The sequence below is a fragment of the Rhodoferax sp. EU05-FHT12H12 genome, from assembly GCF_058791215.1.
Window position 1 is genome coordinate 40,633 of sequence record NZ_JBYTDI010000002.1, and the last position, 16,307, is coordinate 56,939.

General features: G+C 61.3%; 16 protein-coding genes. 9 read left to right on the forward strand and 7 right to left on the reverse strand.

Translation table 11 applies throughout. The features are described from left to right. Window positions 1–202 precede the first annotated feature (202 nt). A complete protein-coding gene (locus AC3WS7_RS04980; protein WP_296466596.1) occupies window positions 203–1,222 on the forward strand; it encodes a LacI family DNA-binding transcriptional regulator in 1,020 nt (339 codons plus the stop codon). A gap of 21 nt (window positions 1,223–1,243) precedes the next feature. On the opposite strand, the gene AC3WS7_RS04985 is transcribed toward AC3WS7_RS04980, so the two are convergent. From AC3WS7_RS04985 to AC3WS7_RS04995, 3 genes are all read right to left on the reverse strand, one after another. Beyond that, window positions 1,244–1,870, reverse strand: a complete 627-nt coding sequence (locus AC3WS7_RS04985; protein ID WP_492655587.1) for a flavin reductase family protein — start codon at window positions 1,868–1,870, stop codon at window positions 1,244–1,246. A 100-nt stretch (window positions 1,871–1,970) separates the two neighbouring features. Continuing rightward, a complete protein-coding gene (locus tag AC3WS7_RS04990) occupies window positions 1,971–3,455 on the reverse strand; it encodes a pyridoxal phosphate-dependent decarboxylase family protein (RefSeq protein WP_492655588.1) in 1,485 nt (494 codons plus the stop codon). Between the two features lie 4 nt (window positions 3,456–3,459). Then, window positions 3,460–3,813: a RidA family protein gene (locus tag AC3WS7_RS04995; protein ID WP_492655589.1), complete on the reverse strand. Its 354-nt coding sequence runs from the start codon at window positions 3,811–3,813 to the stop codon at window positions 3,460–3,462. 188 nt (window positions 3,814–4,001) lie between these two features. Here AC3WS7_RS04995 and AC3WS7_RS05000 point away from each other — a divergent pair, with 188 nt between their 5' ends. Continuing rightward, complete coding sequence (locus AC3WS7_RS05000) at window positions 4,002–4,493, forward strand: low molecular weight protein-tyrosine-phosphatase (protein ID WP_296466613.1); 492 nt, start codon at window positions 4,002–4,004, stop codon at window positions 4,491–4,493. Between the two features lie 7 nt (window positions 4,494–4,500). Next, complete coding sequence (locus AC3WS7_RS05005; RefSeq protein ID WP_492655590.1) at window positions 4,501–5,361, forward strand: NAD(P)-dependent oxidoreductase; 861 nt, start codon at window positions 4,501–4,503, stop codon at window positions 5,359–5,361. Between the two features lie 36 nt (window positions 5,362–5,397). On the opposite strand, the gene gyrB is transcribed toward AC3WS7_RS05005, so the two are convergent. From gyrB to dnaA, 3 genes are all read right to left on the reverse strand, one after another. Continuing rightward, window positions 5,398–8,001: a DNA topoisomerase (ATP-hydrolyzing) subunit B gene (gene gyrB / locus AC3WS7_RS05010; protein WP_492655591.1), complete on the reverse strand. Its 2,604-nt coding sequence runs from the start codon at window positions 7,999–8,001 to the stop codon at window positions 5,398–5,400. Window positions 8,002–8,085: 84 nt separating this feature from the next. Continuing rightward, a complete protein-coding gene (gene dnaN / locus AC3WS7_RS05015) occupies window positions 8,086–9,192 on the reverse strand; it encodes a DNA polymerase III subunit beta (protein ID WP_296466638.1) in 1,107 nt (368 codons plus the stop codon). Window positions 9,193–9,315: 123 nt separating this feature from the next. Further along, on the reverse strand, window positions 9,316–10,728 hold the full coding sequence (gene dnaA / locus AC3WS7_RS05020) for a chromosomal replication initiator protein DnaA (protein WP_492655592.1): 1,413 nt from the start codon (window positions 10,726–10,728) through the stop codon (window positions 9,316–9,318). Window positions 10,729–10,991: 263 nt separating this feature from the next. Between dnaA and rpmH the strand changes: the two genes are divergently transcribed. The 6 genes from rpmH (at window position 10,992) to AC3WS7_RS05050 (ending at window position 15,724) form a co-directional block, all read left to right on the forward strand. After that, window positions 10,992–11,126, forward strand: coding sequence for a 50S ribosomal protein L34 (gene rpmH / locus AC3WS7_RS05025; protein ID WP_006299042.1), 135 nt, complete (start codon window positions 10,992–10,994; stop codon window positions 11,124–11,126). 75 nt (window positions 11,127–11,201) lie between these two features. After that, window positions 11,202–11,600 carry a ribonuclease P protein component gene (locus AC3WS7_RS05030; protein WP_492656159.1) on the forward strand — a complete coding sequence of 133 codons (399 nt, stop codon included), beginning with the start codon at window positions 11,202–11,204 and terminating at the stop codon, window positions 11,598–11,600. Then, a complete protein-coding gene (gene yidD, locus AC3WS7_RS05035; RefSeq protein ID WP_296466648.1) occupies window positions 11,597–11,869 on the forward strand; it encodes a membrane protein insertion efficiency factor YidD in 273 nt (90 codons plus the stop codon). Before AC3WS7_RS05030 ends, yidD begins: the two co-directional genes overlap by 4 nt. Beyond that, window positions 11,866–13,554, forward strand: coding sequence for a membrane protein insertase YidC (gene yidC / locus AC3WS7_RS05040; RefSeq protein ID WP_492655593.1), 1,689 nt, complete (start codon window positions 11,866–11,868; stop codon window positions 13,552–13,554). The genes yidD and yidC overlap by 4 nt, the downstream gene beginning before the upstream one ends. Window positions 13,555–13,575: 21 nt before the next feature. Further along, the gene (mnmE, locus tag AC3WS7_RS05045) at window positions 13,576–14,982 is read left to right on the forward strand and encodes a tRNA uridine-5-carboxymethylaminomethyl(34) synthesis GTPase MnmE (protein WP_492655594.1); all 1,407 of its coding nucleotides are present in this window, start codon (window positions 13,576–13,578) and stop codon (window positions 14,980–14,982) included. A 43-nt stretch (window positions 14,983–15,025) separates the two neighbouring features. Next, window positions 15,026–15,724, forward strand: coding sequence for a hypothetical protein (locus AC3WS7_RS05050; RefSeq protein ID WP_296466658.1), 699 nt, complete (start codon window positions 15,026–15,028; stop codon window positions 15,722–15,724). 18 nt (window positions 15,725–15,742) lie between these two features. Here AC3WS7_RS05050 and AC3WS7_RS05055 read toward each other — a convergent pair whose 3' ends face one another. After that, on the reverse strand, window positions 15,743–16,297 hold the full coding sequence (locus tag AC3WS7_RS05055; RefSeq protein WP_094476681.1) for an adenine phosphoribosyltransferase: 555 nt from the start codon (window positions 16,295–16,297) through the stop codon (window positions 15,743–15,745). Window positions 16,298–16,307: the final 10 nt, after the last annotated feature.

Sequence of the window (16,307 nt, forward strand, 5' to 3'; positions counted from 1 at the left end):
CGGCCTGCGTTCGCTGACTGGCCAAGGGCGCACCCTCCCGGAAGCGCCCTTGCCACACCCCGAAAATTAAAATTTAAGCGGTTAAATTCAGCAATTTTTGGAGTATACCTAGGGGTATTCGCAAAATAACTGCGTCCTAGGGTAAGTCCTAGGATTCAAAAAACGTATCAATCGATGCCAGTTCACACCAAGTTGCAGCACCATGGCCACCCTGAGTGAAGTCGCCCGCCTGGCCGGAGTTACCACCGCCACCGTCTCCAACGTGCTGCGCAACACGCAGAAGGTGAAGCCTGCCACCGTGCAAAAGGTGCAAGAAGCGATTGCCGCCACCGGTTACCGGCCCAATCTCATGGCACGCGCACTGGCCGAGGGCAAATCGTCGATGGTGGCGCTGGTGCTGCCCGATATCAACAACCCCTTCTACCCCGAGTTCGTGCGCGTGGCCGAGCGGGTGGCGCGGCACCGCAACTACTTCTTGATGGTGTGCAACACCGACGAGCGCCCCGACATTGGCCGCGCCTACCTGCAGCAGATTGCCGGCACCCTGGCCGACGGCGTGCTGGTGCTGCACACCGGTATCAGTGCGGATGACATCAATGAGTTGAAGACCCGCCGCTCGCCCATCGTGCTGGCGTCCGAAGAGCAGGTGGACCTGGCCAACCAGATTCCCCACGTGGTGGTGAACTTCCACCGCGCGGGCGAGATTGCGGGCCAACATTTGCTGGCGCTGGGGCACCGCCGCATCGGTGCCATCGTCGGCTGTGGCCTGGAGGGCATGCAGCTTGGCCGCCTCAACGGTTTCAAAAGCGCCCTCGCCGCCAGCGGCATCACGTTGGACGATGCCATGGTTCGCAACGTGAGCGACACCGTGGCCGGCGGCCACGAAGCCACCGACGCGCTGCTGGCACAACACCCGGACCTCACCGCCCTTTTCTGCACCAACGACCTGATGGCCTACGGTGCCAGCCAGGCCCTGGCCGACCGCGGCATCCGCATCCCGCAAGACATCTCGCTCATCGGCGTGACCGATATCCAGCTGGCGCGCGACATGCGCCCGGCCCTCACCACCGTGGCCCTGGGCATTGAGCAGGTGGCCACCATCTCCATCAACCTGCTGCTGGACCTGATTGAAAACCCGGCGCACGAGCCCACCATCGTGCATGTGCCTGACCCGGTGCTGGTGGTGCGCGCCTCCACCGGTCCGGTGCGCAGCGGCGCCTGAGCGGGCCGCGGCAGGCGCGCGCTAAAGCGTGTCGATGGGGTTGCTGGTGGCCTCGTTGCCGATGGCGAAACGGTCGCGGCAGCGCGTGTAAAAACTCGCACCAAAACGCCCTACCGGGTGGTAGTCCTGCAGGCGCACGCGCCAGGCCTCGGTGTCAATCAGGCCGTCGCGCGCGCTGAGCCACAGCACCCGGCCAATAAAGACATAGCGGCTGGCCGTCTCCAGGGTTTCGTGCAGCACGCATTCAAAGGCCACGGGCGCCTCGGCGATGCGCGGCGGGCGCACGCTGTGCGATGGGGTGGCGTGCAGACCCACGGCGTCCAGCTCGCTCACGGAGGCCGGAAAGCTCTCGCCACACGTGTGCATCTGGGCAGCCAGTGCCTCGTCGCTCATGTGCACCACAAACTCGCGCTGGGACAGGATGTTGGCCGCCGTGTCCTTGAGCCGCCCGTCCTGCAGGCGGTTGATGCTGAGCATCACCACCGGCGGGTCTTCGCCCAGCATGTTGAACATCGAGAATGGCGCCGCATTCACCACGCCCTGCGCGCTGAGCGTGGTCACCAGCGCGATGGGGCGTGGCACGATCAGGCTGGCCATGAGCTTGTAGCGCTGGTAAGCGCTGATCTGGGAAAAATCGACTTCGGTCATGCGCGCAGGCGCTTGCAAGGCGCATGCCGATCGCCGACCAGCGTCTCAAAATGCTATCAAATAAGGAGCTGTTTGTGCAATATTCATGGGGGCTAGAGCCCTATTTGGCTTGAAAATCGCCGGACACCAGCCGTTCCTGTGCCGCCATCAGCACGGCGCCCAGCAACATCTGCACATCGTCCAGCCGGGTGCGGTGGTTCACCAGTGCCACCCGAATCGCCAGTACCCCACCAATGCGGGTGGTGGATGGCACCGCCACGCCAGACTCCTGCACATCGGCCACGATGTCGGCGTTCAGCGCGTCCAGGTCCACCCCCGGCGCCAGCACACGAAAGCACACCACATTCAGCGTGACCGGTGCCAGCCGCTCCAGCTGCGGCTGCGCGTCCACCAGGTGGGCCAGCTGCTGCGCCAGGCTGCAGTTCAGCGCCACCACCTGGCCCAGCTTGGCCGCGCCATAGGTCTTGAACGTCATCCAGACCTTAAGCGCCCGGAAACCGCGTGACAGGTCGGGCCCGAAGTCGGTGGGCCAGGGCTGGTTGCCCGCCAGCCCGCGCACGCTGCGCTGCAGGTAGGCCGGTTGGCTGGCAAAGGTGGCTGCGTGCAGAGCCGCATCGCGCACCACAATGCAGCCCGCGTCGTAAGGCACCTGCGCCCATTTGTGAAAGTCAAACGCCACCGAGTCGGCCGCGCTCAACCCCTGCACCAGCGGACGCTGCGCGGGCGAGAGCATGGCCAGCGCCCCGTAGGCCGCATCCACATGGAACCACAGGCCCTGCGCGCGTGCCAGCGCGGCCACGGCGCTCAGGTCGTCCACCGCGCCCGTGTCCACGGTGCCCGCGCTGCCCACCACCAGAAAGGGTTGCAGCCCGGTCGCGCGGTCTTGTGCAATGGCGGCTTGCAGGGCGTCCATGTCCATGCGGTGCTGCGCGTCCAGCCCAATCAGGCGCAGCGCGTCGCTGCCCAAACCCGCCATGTCCATGGCGCGGGCCACACAGTTGTGCGCTTCCACCGAGGTGTAGGCCACCAGCGGACGGCCCTGCAGCCCGCGGTGTCGCACGTCCGTGCCCAGCGCCCGCGTGCGCGCCACCAGCACGGCAATCAGGTTGGCCATGGAGGTGCCGGTGACCAGCACACCGCTGGCGTCCTGCGGAAAACCCAGCATCTCGGCGGCCCAGCGGATCACCTGGCGCTCCACCTCGATCGGCGCGTGGTCGCGCCCGCCCAGGTTGGGGTTGGTGGCTGCGGCCAGCAGCTCGGCCAGCATGCCCACCGGGTTGCCCCCGCCCTGCACCCAGCCCATGAAACGGGGGTGGCTGTTGCCGCTGCCATAGGGCTGCACCAGGGTCTGGAAGTCCTGGTACACCGCGTCCAGATCACCTGGCTCCGCGGGCAGTGCCCCTGTACGCAGGGTCTGGCGTGCCTCCGTGGGCATGGGTTGCCACACGGGCGCTTCGCGCAGCCCGGCCAGCATGTCCACCATGTCGTCAAGCATGCGATGGCCTATCTGGCGCACCGACGTCCAATCGGTCGGGTCCAGGCTGTCGGGGGCGGCTTGAAAGGGCGTTGGGGCCGGTGCGCTCACAGCGTCAGACCACCGCGGCGGTGAACGCAATTTCCAGCAGGTAGTCCGGGCTGGCCATTTCGGCACACACACACACCCGCGCGGGCGCGCAGCCCTCGGGCAACCAGGCCTGCCAGGTGGCGTTGAAGGCTGCGCGGTCGGCCATGTGTTTGAGGTAGATGGTGGCCATCAACACGTGCGCCTTGCTGCTGCCGGCCAAAGCCAGGGTGCGTTCGGCCTGTGCGAACAGCGCCAGCGATTGGCTGGTGATGTCCGTGCCGCTTTCCGGCACCTCCACAAAGTAGGCGGTGCCCTTGTGGACGACGGCGTCGGACCATTGGGCGGCGGGGTTGATGCGGGTGATGGGTGCAGAGGTCATACGTGGGCTTGAAGGTGTAGCAAAACAGTGCGGCGGATACTACTGCACCTGCCTGCCAAGCTATGGATGCACCGCAAAGTGCGGCGCCTGACGGACGCCGGTTTGCATACAAGCCCTTGCATCCGTGACCAAGGGCCAGAGAAAGAAACACAATAGGGAGCCCTTCACTGGAAGTACCGTCCCCCCTCATGACCCACTACCGCATCCTCTTCGTCTGCATGGGCAATATTTGCCGGAGCCCTACTGCCGATGGCGTGCTGCGCCACAAGGTGCGGGAGCATGGGCTGGGGCACAAGGTGGTGGTGGACTCTGCCGGCACCCACAACTACCACCCGCACAGCCCACCGGATGCCCGGTCCCAAAAGCATGCTGCGCAGCGGGGCTACGACCTGTCGCCCTTGCGTGCCCGGCAGATCATGGCGGCGGACTTCGAGACCTTCGATCTGATCTTGACGATGGACTGGGACAACCTGGCCCTGGTGCAGGAACGTTGCCCAGCGCAGCACCAGCACAAGCTCCGGCGCCTGACCGAGTTTTGCCGACACCATGACGAACCGGTGGTGCCTGACCCGTATTACGACGGCCCGGCGGGTTTTGAGCATGTGCTTGATTTGGTGGAGGACGCCTGTGATGGACTGATCCTGCACCTCCGGCACCTCCAAGAGATTTCAGAAAGCTGAGCACCGCATGCAGATCGCCATCATCGGTTTGGGAGAAGTCGGGCGGACGTATGCGAGGTCCCTTCACGCGGCGGGGCACTCTTTGCACGTGTGCAATGCACGCGCAGGTTCCGCCGCACTGGCTGTGGCCAGCGAGTGTGGCCTGCCTTTGCACCTCGCTCCCGCAGAGTGGCTACGTGCTTGTGACTGGATTCTGTTGTGCGTCACTGGCAGCGTGGCCGCGCAGGTGCTTGAGCAATGTATGCCGTGGGCGGCGCCACATGCCACGCTTTGCGACATGACCACTGCCAGCCCGCATGCCAAGCGCGCAGCGGCTGCGGTGGCCAAACAGCACGGCCGGCTCTATCTGGATGTCGCCATCATGGGTGCCGTGGCGCTGGGCATGCATACCACGCCACTGCTGGTGGCGGGGGACGGCGCCACCGCGTTTCAGGCATGGATGGGGAGCGCCGGTAGCCGCGTCACGGTGATTGAGGGCGCTGCGGCTGGTGATGCCATGGCCTTGAAAATCTTGCGCAGCACCTTTACCAAGGGCTTGGAAGCACTGAGCGTGGAGCTGCTGATGACGGCAGAGCGGCAGGGTGTGCGCGACAAGCTCTATGCGCAATTGCAGGACATTGACGACACCCCGCTGCGCACATTCATCGACATGCTGGTGCGTACCCACGTGGTCCATGCCAAGCGCCGCGCGGTTGAAGTGCAAGAGGCTACCGAGGCAATGTCCAACCAAGGCATCCGCTCTCAAGTGCTGCCGGGCGTAGCGCAGCGCTTTGAGAAGACGATGGCCGGGCTGGAAACCCATCCCCTCGAATCCGCAGCGCCGACCACGGAGCAGGCGCTGAAGTGGCTGTTGCAGCGCGAGGGCTGACCCAGGTGCCCTGGCGGGACACCCGGTGCCAAAACACTAAACGTCGATATTTCCCGCCCGCAGTGCGTTGGTTTCAATGAAGTCGCGGCGCGGCTCCACTTCGTCGCCCATCAGCATGGTGAACACGCGGTCGGCTTCGATGGCGTCGTCGATCTGCACCTTGAGCAGGCGGCGCACGGTGGGGTCCATGGTGGTTTCCCACAGCTGGGCGGGGTTCATTTCGCCCAAGCCCTTGTAGCGCTGGCGGCTGGAGGTACGTTCGGCTTCGCCGATCAACCAGGCCATGGCTTCGCGGAAGTCGGAGACTTTTTCTTCCTTCTGGCGTTCGCCTTCGCCACGCATCACGCGGGCGCCTTCGCTCAGCAGGCCACGGAAGGTGTTGGCGGCTTCGGCCAGGGCGGCGTAGTCGGCTCCGTGCACAAAATCTTGCGTGAGCACGCTGCTCTTCACGTTGCCGTGGTGGCGACGGCTGATGCGCAAAATGGGTTTGTCGGTACGGGCGTCAAACTCGCCAGCCACTTCGGCGTCGGGGAGCTTGGCTTGCAGGGCAGCGGCAGAGGCTTCTGCGTCAGCCACCGTGTCGAGGTTGAGCACCACGCCGTCGGCCACACTGCGCAGGGCTTCGGCATCCATGAAGTTCTTCAGGCGGGCAATCACCGCTTGGGCCAGTTGGTGCTTGCGTGCCAGCTCGGCCAGCGTGTCACCACTGAGGGTGGTGCCGTTGGGGCCACCGGTGAACACGGAGGCATTCACCAGTGCGATGCGCAGCAAGAAGCTGTCGAGTTCGGCGGGGCCCTGCAGGTACAACTCTTCTTTGCCGGACTTCACTTTGTACAGTGGCGGCTGGGCAATGTAGATGTGGCCGCGTTCCACCAGCTCGGGCATCTGGCGGTAGAAGAAGGTCAAGAGCAGGGTGCGGATGTGGGCGCCGTCGACGTCCGCATCGGTCATGATGATGATGCGGTGGTAACGCAGCTTGGCGACGTTGAAGTCGTCGTTGCCGGTGGTGCCGCCGGCCTTGCCGATGCCAGTGCCCAGGGCGGTGATCAGCGTCAGGATTTCGTTGCTGGTCAGCAGCTTCTCGTAGCGGGCTTTTTCCACGTTCAGAATCTTGCCGCGCAGCGGCAGGATCGCCTGGAACTTGCGGTCGCGGCCCTGCTTGGCAGAGCCACCGGCGGAGTCACCCTCGACGATGTAGATTTCGCAGCCGGCGGGGTCTTTTTCCTGGCAGTCGGCCAGCTTGCCGGGCAAGCCCATGCCGTCCAGCACGCCCTTGCGGCGGGTCATGTCACGGGCCTTGCGGGCAGCTTCACGGGCGCGAGCGGCTTCAATAATTTTGCCGACGATGATCTTGGCGTCGTTCGGGCGTTCTTCCAGGTAGTCGGCCAGCAGCTTGCCCACGATGTCTTCCACGGGGCCGCGCACTTCGCTGGAGACCAGTTTGTCCTTGGTCTGGCTGGAGAACTTGGGCTCGGGCACCTTGACCGACAGCACGCAGCACAGGCCTTCGCGCATGTCGTCACCAGTCACTTCGACCTTGGCCTTCTTGGCCAGTTCGTTTTGCTCGATGTACTTGCTGATGACGCGGGTCATCGCGGCGCGCAGGCCGGTCAGGTGGGTACCGCCGTCGCGTTGCGGAATGTTGTTGGTGAAGCACAGTACCTGCTCGTTGAAGCCGCTGTTCCACTGCATGGCCACTTCCACACCAATGTTGGTGCCTTGGTCGCTTTGGCGGTCGCCCATGGCGTGGAACACATTGGGGTGCAAGACGTTTTTGCCCTTGTTCACGTAGTTCACAAAGCCCTGCACACCACCGGCACCAGCAAAATCGTCTTCCTTGCTGCTGCGCTCGTCCTTCAGACGGATGCGCACGCCGTTGTTCAGGAAGCTGAGTTCGCGCAGGCGCTTGCTCAGAATCTCGTAGTGGAAGTCGTTGTTCTCTTTGAAGATTTCGGTGTCGGGCAAAAAGTGCACCTCGGTGCCGCGTTTTTCGGTGTCACCAATCACCTTCATGGGCGATACATCGACGCCGTTTTGCTTCTCCACGATGCGGCCCTGCACAAAGCCCTTGCTGAATTCGAGCGTGTGCACTTTGCCGTCACGGCGGATGGTCAGGCGCAGCATTTTGGACAGTGCGTTCACGCAGGACACGCCCACGCCGTGCAGGCCGCCGGACACCTTGTAGCTGTTCTGGTTGAACTTGCCGCCTGCGTGCAACTCGGTCAACGCGATTTCTGCAGCGGAGCGCTTGGGCTCGTGCTTGTCGTCCATTTTGATGCCGGTGGGAATGCCACGGCCGTTGTCCACCACGCTGATGGAGTTATCGGAGTGGATGGTGACCAGGATGTCGTCGCAGTGGCCCGCCAGCGATTCGTCAATCGAGTTGTCCACCACCTCAAACACCAGGTGGTGCAGGCCGGTACCGTCGGACGTGTCGCCGATGTACATGCCGGGGCGCTTGCGCACGGCCTCCAGGCCTTCCAGGATCTGGATCGAGCCTTCGCCATAGGCCTCGGTCGCACCGGCCTGGTTGGTGTCGATGGTGGGCTGGAAGTTGGAACTGTCCGCACCGGCATCGCCCGTATGGACTGCGCCATCGTTGTTTTCGGGGGCTGGAACAGACTTGTTTTCTTCGGTCATGGCTAACTTTCTCTCGATTCTTTAATGACCAAACCCCCGGAGGCCGGGGGTTTGATTGCGCAAGCAGCTACTGTTTTTGTAGCGTCAGATTCTCATGGGCATCACGACGTACTTGAAGGTCGCGTTGTCCGGAATGGTGATCAGGGCCGAACTGTTGCCGTCCGACAGCTCCACTTTCACCATCTCCTGGCCCATATTGCTCAGGGCATCGATCAGGTAGGTGACGTTGAAGCCGATCTCGATGCTGTCACCACCGTAGTCGATGTCCAGCTCGTCCACCGCTTCTTCCTGCTCCGCGTTGTTGGATGCCACGCGCAGGCTACCGGGGTCGATGTTCAGGCGCACGCCCTTGAACTTGTCGCTGGTCAAAATGGCGGTGCGTTGCAGTGTCCTGAGCAGCGCTTCGCGGCCCAGCGTGATGCTGTTCTTGTGGTTCTTGGGGATGACGCGGTTGTAGTCGGGGAACTTGCCTTCCACCAGCTTGGTCACGAACTCCATGCCATCAAAGGTGAATTTGGCCTGGTTATTGGCAAACTGCATCTCGATCGCGCCTTCGGCATCGGAGAGCAGGCGCTGCAGCTCGATCACGGTCTTGCGCGGCAAGATCACTTCCTGTTTGGGCACTTCCACGTCCAGCGTGGCAGAGGCAAAAGCCAGGCGGTGGCCGTCGGTGGCGACCAGGCTGAGCTGCTTGCCTTCTGCGACAAACAAAATGCCGTTGAGGTAGTAGCGAATGTCGTGCACCGCCATGGCGAAGGACACCTGGCTCAGCAGGTCTTTCAGGGTCTTTTGCGGCACGCTGAAGACGGGGCCAAAGCTGGCGCTTTCTTGTACCAGCGGAAAGTCTTCGGCTTGCATGGTCTGCAGCGTGAACTTGCTTTTGCCGCCCTTGAGGATGATCTTGCTCTGGCTGGACTCCAGTGACACGGTCTGGTCGCCGGGCATGGTGCGCAGGATGTCGATGAGTTTGCGTGCACCGATGGTGGTGGTGAAGTTGCCCGTATCGCCCCCCAGTTCAGCCGTGGTGCGAATCTGGATTTCCAGGTCGCTGGTGGTCAGCTGAAGTGATGTTCCCGTTTTGCGCAACAGCACGTTGGCCAGGATGGGCAGCGTATGGCGGCGCTCGACAATACCGGCCACGGACTGAAGAACCGATAGAACCTTGTCTTGCGTTGCCTTCAATACGATCATGTCAACCTCTTTTTGAAACTCAACCATGGTTGCAAGGCCCAAAAAGCCTTGCATTTACAAACAATCTCACCATTTTCCCCTTTTTTGATAGCGACTTGAGGGGTCTGGCACTTGTTTTTACATTCACCCCTTCAGGGTTTGCTCCAGGACGTGGAGCTGCTGGTTCAGCTCGGTGAGTTGTTGGCGCTCCCCCCCGATTTTGCGAACCGCATGCAGCACCGTGGTGTGGTCGCGTCCGCCAAACAGCTCGCCGATTTCGGGCAGACTCTTCTGTGTCAGTTCCTTGGCCAGGTACATGGCAATCTGGCGCGGGCGGGCAATGCTGGCCGGGCGCTTCTTGCTATACATGTCCGCGACCTTGATCTTGTAGTAGTCGGCCACGGTTTTCTGGATGTTTTCCACAGAAATCTGGCGATTCTGGATGGACAGCAAATCGCGCAGCGCTTCGCGGGCCAGCTGGATGGAGATTTCCTTCTGGTTGAAGCGTGAATAGGCCAGGATCTTGCGCAGCGCCCCTTCGAGTTCTCGCACGTTGGACCGCACGTTTTTGGCCACGAAGAAGGCGACTTCTTCGGGCATTTCCGAACCCTCTGCACGTGCTTTGTTGATCAGAATCGCCACCCGCATTTCCAGTTCGGGCGGCTCAATGGCCACTGTCAGGCCCGAGTCGAAACGGGATACCAGGCGCTCGTGGATGTCCGCCAGGCCCTTGGGGTAGGTATCGCTGGTCATCACGATGTGTGACTTTTTGGCCAGCAGGGCTTCAAAGGCGTTGAAGAACTCTTCCTGGGTGCGGTCCTTGTTGGCAAAGAACTGCACATCGTCAATCAGCAACAAATCCAGCGAGTGGTAGCGCTCTTTGAATTCATCGAAAGTTTTGCGCTGATAGGCCTTAACCACATCTGAGACAAATTGTTCGGCATGGATGTAGAGAACTTTGGAACCAGGCTTGTCTGCCAGCAGGCGGTTGCCCACCGCATGCATCAAGTGGGTCTTTCCCAGGCCCACACCGCCGTAGATGAACAGGGGGTTGTACAGATGCCCTGGCATGGTCGCGACGTGCATGGCGGCGGCGCGGGCCATGCGGTTGGCCGTGCCCTCCACCAAGCTTTCAAATGTGAGCAGGCTGTTGAGCCGGTTTTTGGGGCCGCCGCTGACGCGGTCTTCGCCGACTTCCACCTCATCAACGGCTGTGGGAATTTCGGCAACGCGTGGCATGCTGGCTTGTCTGACGGGGGCTTCACGCGGAGTAATTGCTAACTCAACCAGTACGGGCTGTCCATACAACTTCTCCAGCAAGGCGGCAATGCGCTGGCTGTATTGGGCCCGCACCCAATCCAGTTTGAAACGGTTGGCCACAAAGATGGTGGCCTTGGACATGTCGTCATGGACCTGGGCTGCCAACGGCTTGATCCAGGTATTGAACTGCTGCTCCGGCAGCTCCTGGGCCAGCTGGTCCACGCAGCTTTGCCACAGGCTTTGCCCGAGTTCCTGGCTGTGGGGGTCTGGGGTGTGGGGAGGGAGTCCCTGGGTCATTGTGGGGGTCAGCTTCTGTGGATAGTTATGGATTGCTGCGCGTTGGATTGTAATTTATCAAGACTTTATCCACATTCTTGCCGGCATAGCCAAATCTTACAGTGCTGCCTGCCATGTGGGCCCTAAGGTGTTGCTGTCGTTCAGAAAATTTGCGATAATGCCGGGTTCCCCTGATTGTGTTCGGGGCGATAGACCGAAATTCGTGCCTTGATTCCCTTGTGGATGGGGGCGCGGATACCCACTGAGCCTGTTAGGAAATTCACATGAAACGCACTTACCAACCCTCCAAAATCCGCCGTGCACGCACCCATGGTTTTCTGGTTCGCATGAAGACCCGTGGCGGCCGCGCCGTGATCAATGCGCGCCGCGCCAAAGGCCGCAAGCGCCTGGCTGTCTAATTCGCGCGGATCTGGCAAACCAAGGCTGACTGGCTTTTGGTACTTGCGGATTCGCCACATGCCGGCAACGCCCTGGTGCGGCGCCTCAAAACCCGTGCCCAGTTCCAAGCGGTGCTGGGAGGAATGACTGTGTCCAAAACAGCGCATTTCACTTTGCATGCCCGTGCTCTGGCGGAGGCCTCCGATGCGTCGGGGGCTTTGTTGTTTCCGGAGCCTGCCGTGTGGTTGGGTGCCATGGTGCCCAAGCGATGGGCTAAGCGTGCGGTTACGCGCAACACCATCAAACGCCAGATTTACACGTTGGGGGCGGAGTACTCCGATGGCTTGGAGCCACGCGCCCATCTGGTGCGCCTGCGCTCTGGCTTTGACCGCGCCCAATTTCCCAGCGCTACGTCGGATGCCTTAAAGGCAGCGGTGCGCAGTGAATTGCAACAGCTATTTGCCAGAGTCACTGTGGTGGGTACAAGGCCATGATGCAGACTGCACTCATCGGCTTGGTGAAGGCCTACCGACTCTTTCTCAGCCCGTGGCTGGGTTCCGCCTGCCGGTTTGAGCCCACTTGTTCGGCCTATTCCTTGCAGGCGTTGCAAGCCCATGGCGCTGCCGCAGGCACTTATCTCACCTTGGCCCGTTTGGCTCGCTGCCAGCCTTGGTGCGCGGGTGGGCACGACCCGGTTCCTGCCGAACGCCCCCGGCTCTTTGGCCGTCTGATTTCCTCTCCTTCTGAAAAGAAACCTTCATGAACGATATTCGCCGCACCATCCTGTGGGTGATTTTTGGCTTCTCCATGGTCTTGCTGTGGGACCAATGGCAAATCCATAACGGGAAGAAAGCCACTTTCTTCCCGAGCCCTACCAAGGCTGCCGCTCCTGCGGCCGCGGCGCCAGCAGGCAAGACAGACGCTTTGGTGCCTGCAGTTGCCACCCAGGCAGGTGTGGCACCCGCTGCCCCAGCCGTAGCCAGCGAACGGTTTGAAGTAAGCACCGATGTGCTGAAACTGACCTTTGACACAGAAGGTGGATCCTTGGTGCGCTCCGAGTTCCTCAAATACTCGGACATGGCAGACAAGATCCGTAACTTCGTGTTGCTGGACGATTCCAAAGACCGTGTGTACTTGGCGCAAACCGGGGTCATCCCGGGTGCTGCCGGTGGCGCATCGCCAACGCACAAATCGGTCATGACGGTCAGCGGTGACCGCGTATTGAAAGAAGGCCAAGACGAACTGGTCATCACCTTTACTTCACCCGAAGTGGGTGGATTGAAGCTGGTCAAGACCTATACCTTGCGCCGTGGTGCTTACGACATCGCCGTCAAGCACGAGTTGACCAACGCTTCCAGCGCGCCCCTGTCTCCACAGTTGTATTTGCAATTGGTGCGCGATGGCAACAAGCCAGCAGGCGAGTCCTCCTTCTATTCCACCTTCACAGGCCCAGCGGTCTACACCGAGGCCAAGAAGTACCAGAAGGTGGAGTTCAGCGAGATCAAGAAGAGTGCTACCTTTGAGAAAGAGGCCGACAACGGCTACATCGCCATGGTGCAGCATTACTTTGCCAGCGCCTGGATTCTGCCAGCGGGTACTGCCCGTACCTATTCCCTGGACGGTGTGGATATCGGCTCCACCACAGCGGACTGCTGCTACCGCGCCACCATGATTGCGCCTGTGCCGGCCATTGAACCAGGCAAGACCCAGACCATGGCGGCTACTTTGTTCGTGGGTCCGCAAGAAGAAAAGGCGCTGGAAGCCCTGGCTCCGGGCCTCGAACTGGTGAAGGACTATGGCTGGTTGACCATCCTGGCCAAGCCTTTGTACTGGTTGCTCGACAAGTTGCACGGCTTCATCCAGAACTGGGGCTGGTCCATTGTTGCCCTGGTGCTGTTGTTGAAGATCGCGTTCTATTGGCTCAACGCCAAGGCTTACGCCAGCATGGCCAAGATGAAGGCGGTCAACCCCAAGATCATGGAGATGCGCGAGCGCCTCAAGGACAACCCGCAACAGATGCAGCAAGAGATGATGCGCATCTACCGTGAGGAAAAAGTGAACCCCATGGGCGGATGCTTTCCCATCATGGTGCAGATCCCGGTGTTCATTGCTCTGTATTGGGTGCTGTTGTCCAGCGTCGAAATGCGCAATGCGCCATGGTTGGGCTGGATTCAGGACTTGTCTTCGCCAGACCCGTATTTCATACTGCCCTTGATCATGACGTTGACTACGTTGCTGCAGACGGCTTTGAACCCCGCGCCGCCGGACCCCCTGCAGGCCAAGATGATGTGGTTCATGCCGCTGGCGTTCAGTGTGATGTTCTTCTTCTTCCCGTCGGGCTTGGTGCTGTACTGGATCACCAACAACATCTTGTCCATCGCGCAGCAATGGATCATCAACACCCGCATGGGCGTGCCGCCCCAGTTCAATCTGCCCAAGTTCAAGTAAGCAGGCTGGGGCAGAGCGGCCGTGCTGACACGCCATAGCGACCCCATCGTGGCGGTGGCCACGGCACCCGGACGGGGAGCCGTGGGCATTGTCCGGATCAGTGGCAAAGACCTTTCCGGTTTTACCCACGCCTTTCTGGGCCGCACGCTGCGGCCGCGTGAGGCCACCTATCTGCCTTTCACCGATGCACAAGGCCAGCCCCTGGACCAGGGGTTGGCTTTGTACTTTCCGGGCCCCCATTCCTTTACCGGCGAAGACGTGCTGGAGCTGCAGGCCCATGGTGGCGCTGTGGTCTTGCAGTTGTTGGTCGCGCGTTGCCTGGAGCTCGCGGTCAGTACCTCCGTCACTACGGGGGGGGCGCTCTTGCCTGGTTTGCGTATTGCTGAGCCCGGGGAGTTTTCTCAGCGGGCCTTTCTGAACGGCAAGATCGACCTGACCCAGGCCGAGGCGATTGCCGACTTGATCGATGCCAGCACCGAAGCGGCTGCGCGCAGCGCCACACAGTCGCTGGCAGGCGCGTTCTCCAAGCAGGTCCACACCCTGCTGGAGGCGCTGACTCATTTGCGTATGCTGGTCGAGGCGACGCTGGACTTTCCGGAAGAGGAAATCGACTTTCTGCAAAAAGCCGATGCGCTGGGCCAGTTGCAGAAACTGCAGGCCACCGTGCAACAGGTGCTGCAGCAGGCCACCCAAGGCGCACTGTTGCGCGAGGGCATCACGGTGGTGATCGCAGGTCAGCCCAATGCCGGCAAGTCGTCCTTGCTCAATGCCCTGGCGGGCGCCGAACTGGCTATCGTCACGCCGATTGCCGGCACTACGCGTGACAAAGTGCAAGAGACCATCCAGATCAATGGCATCCCCATCCACGTGATCGACACCGCCGGTTTGCGCAGCAGCGATGATGCGGTGGAGCAGATCGGCATTGCCCGTGCCTGGCAAGCCATTGAGACAGCCGATGCGGTGCTGTTTCTCCACGATCTGACGCGCCAGAATGCTATGGAATATATAGCTGCTGACGCAGATATCGCGGGGGCTTTAGCCCAAAAACTTGCTAAAAATACCCCTGTTATTCATGTCTGGAACAAGGCCGATGCGGTGACTGATGCGGTGACTGATGCGGGCATTGTGCTGTCGGCCAAAACCGGGAAGGGTTTGGATGTTTTGCGGGAGCGTCTGCTAGTGTCCGCCGGTTGGCAGCCCTCGTCGGGGGGCGGATTCATCGCCCGTCAGCGACATCTGCAGGCGCTACGCCACGTGGATGCCCATTTGATGGAAGCCTATGCACACCTCAGTTTGGGGGGCAACGCGCTGGACCTGCTGGCTGAGGAGCTGCGCCTCGGGCAGAACGCACTGAGCGAAATTACGGGTGCATTTAGCTCCGATGACTTGCTGGGCGTGATCTTTTCCAAATTTTGCATTGGCAAATAGCCTGCACTACACTCCATCGCTCTCAGCCCCGAAAGCCTCAACAATGTCCCTCTTCCGTTGGTTCTCCAAAAAAAAGCAGGGACTTGCGCCTGCGGCAGAAAGTTCCGGCCTGGGGCATATCGATGCCACGCTGCCGTTCAACCACAGCGGGAAGTCGCGCTCCAAGGGGCCTCATTCCGTGCCGGGCAGCGCAGCCAATCGGAAAAATGAGCGCCTGGAGCGCCGGGAGTTGCTGTACACGGTGGTGCGTGAGTCCATGACCCGTGCCGGGTTGCTCTCCACCAGCTACAAGTTCAAGGTGTTGTCGCTGGACTCCAGGGGGCGTCAGTACCTGATCATGATGGACATGGCACGCCAGAACGTGGGCGACCCGCAGCGTCTGGCTGACATGGAAACCCACATTGCCAAGGTGGCCAAGTCACGGCACGATATTTTGGTCACGGCTGTGTATTGGCGTGTCAATGAACATGTGACGACAGGTCTGGCGCGCAGTGCCAGTGTGGTACCGGCCGTGTCCACCCCGGTAGCGCCAACTGCCCCGCGGTACGAGCCTTTGCAGGCGGATGAAGTGGCCGCCTTCAAGCAGGCGTTGGCAGCCATTCCCTCACCTAGCGCACTCTCGGCGCCCGGGGAAATTGTGCGCTCTGGACGCCGCAATCCGGCACCGCCCAGCTTTCAGGACACGGAGCTGGATGATCGCAATTCGCCGCTGAGTGGGACCCAGTACGGCGACCTCAACTGAGGCGCACCTTAGCGTGGCTTAGTGGCCCGCAAAATCCACCAGTGTGAACAAGGGCAGACCTGACTCCCGCAGGCGATCAGAACCGCCCAGCTCGGGCAGGTCCACAATCGCGGCGCCTTCCATCACATGGGCACCCAGTCGTTCCAGCAATTTTTTGCCGGCCATCATGGTGCCGCCAGTGGCGATCAGATCGTCAATCAGCAGGACACGGTCGCCTGCTTTCACTGCATCGGTGTGCAGTTCCACGGTGGCGCTGCCATATTCCAGTTCATAGGTTTCTTCCACCGTGGTGAAAGGCAGTTTGCCTTTCTTGCGGATCGGGACAAAGCCGATGTTCAGCTCGTAGGCCACCACGGCTCCCAGGATGAAGCCACGCGCGTCCAAGCCAGCCACCACATCGGGCCGCATGCTGGGGTCCATATAGCGGTGCACAAAGGCATCAATCAGCACACGGAATACCTTGGCATCCTGCAGCAGTGGCGTGATGTCGCGGAACTGCACGCCCGGCGCTGGCCAGTCGGGCACGGTGCGGATGTTGTCCCGGAGGTATTGGTTGACGCTGAGGTGTTGCATAAGACTGGAC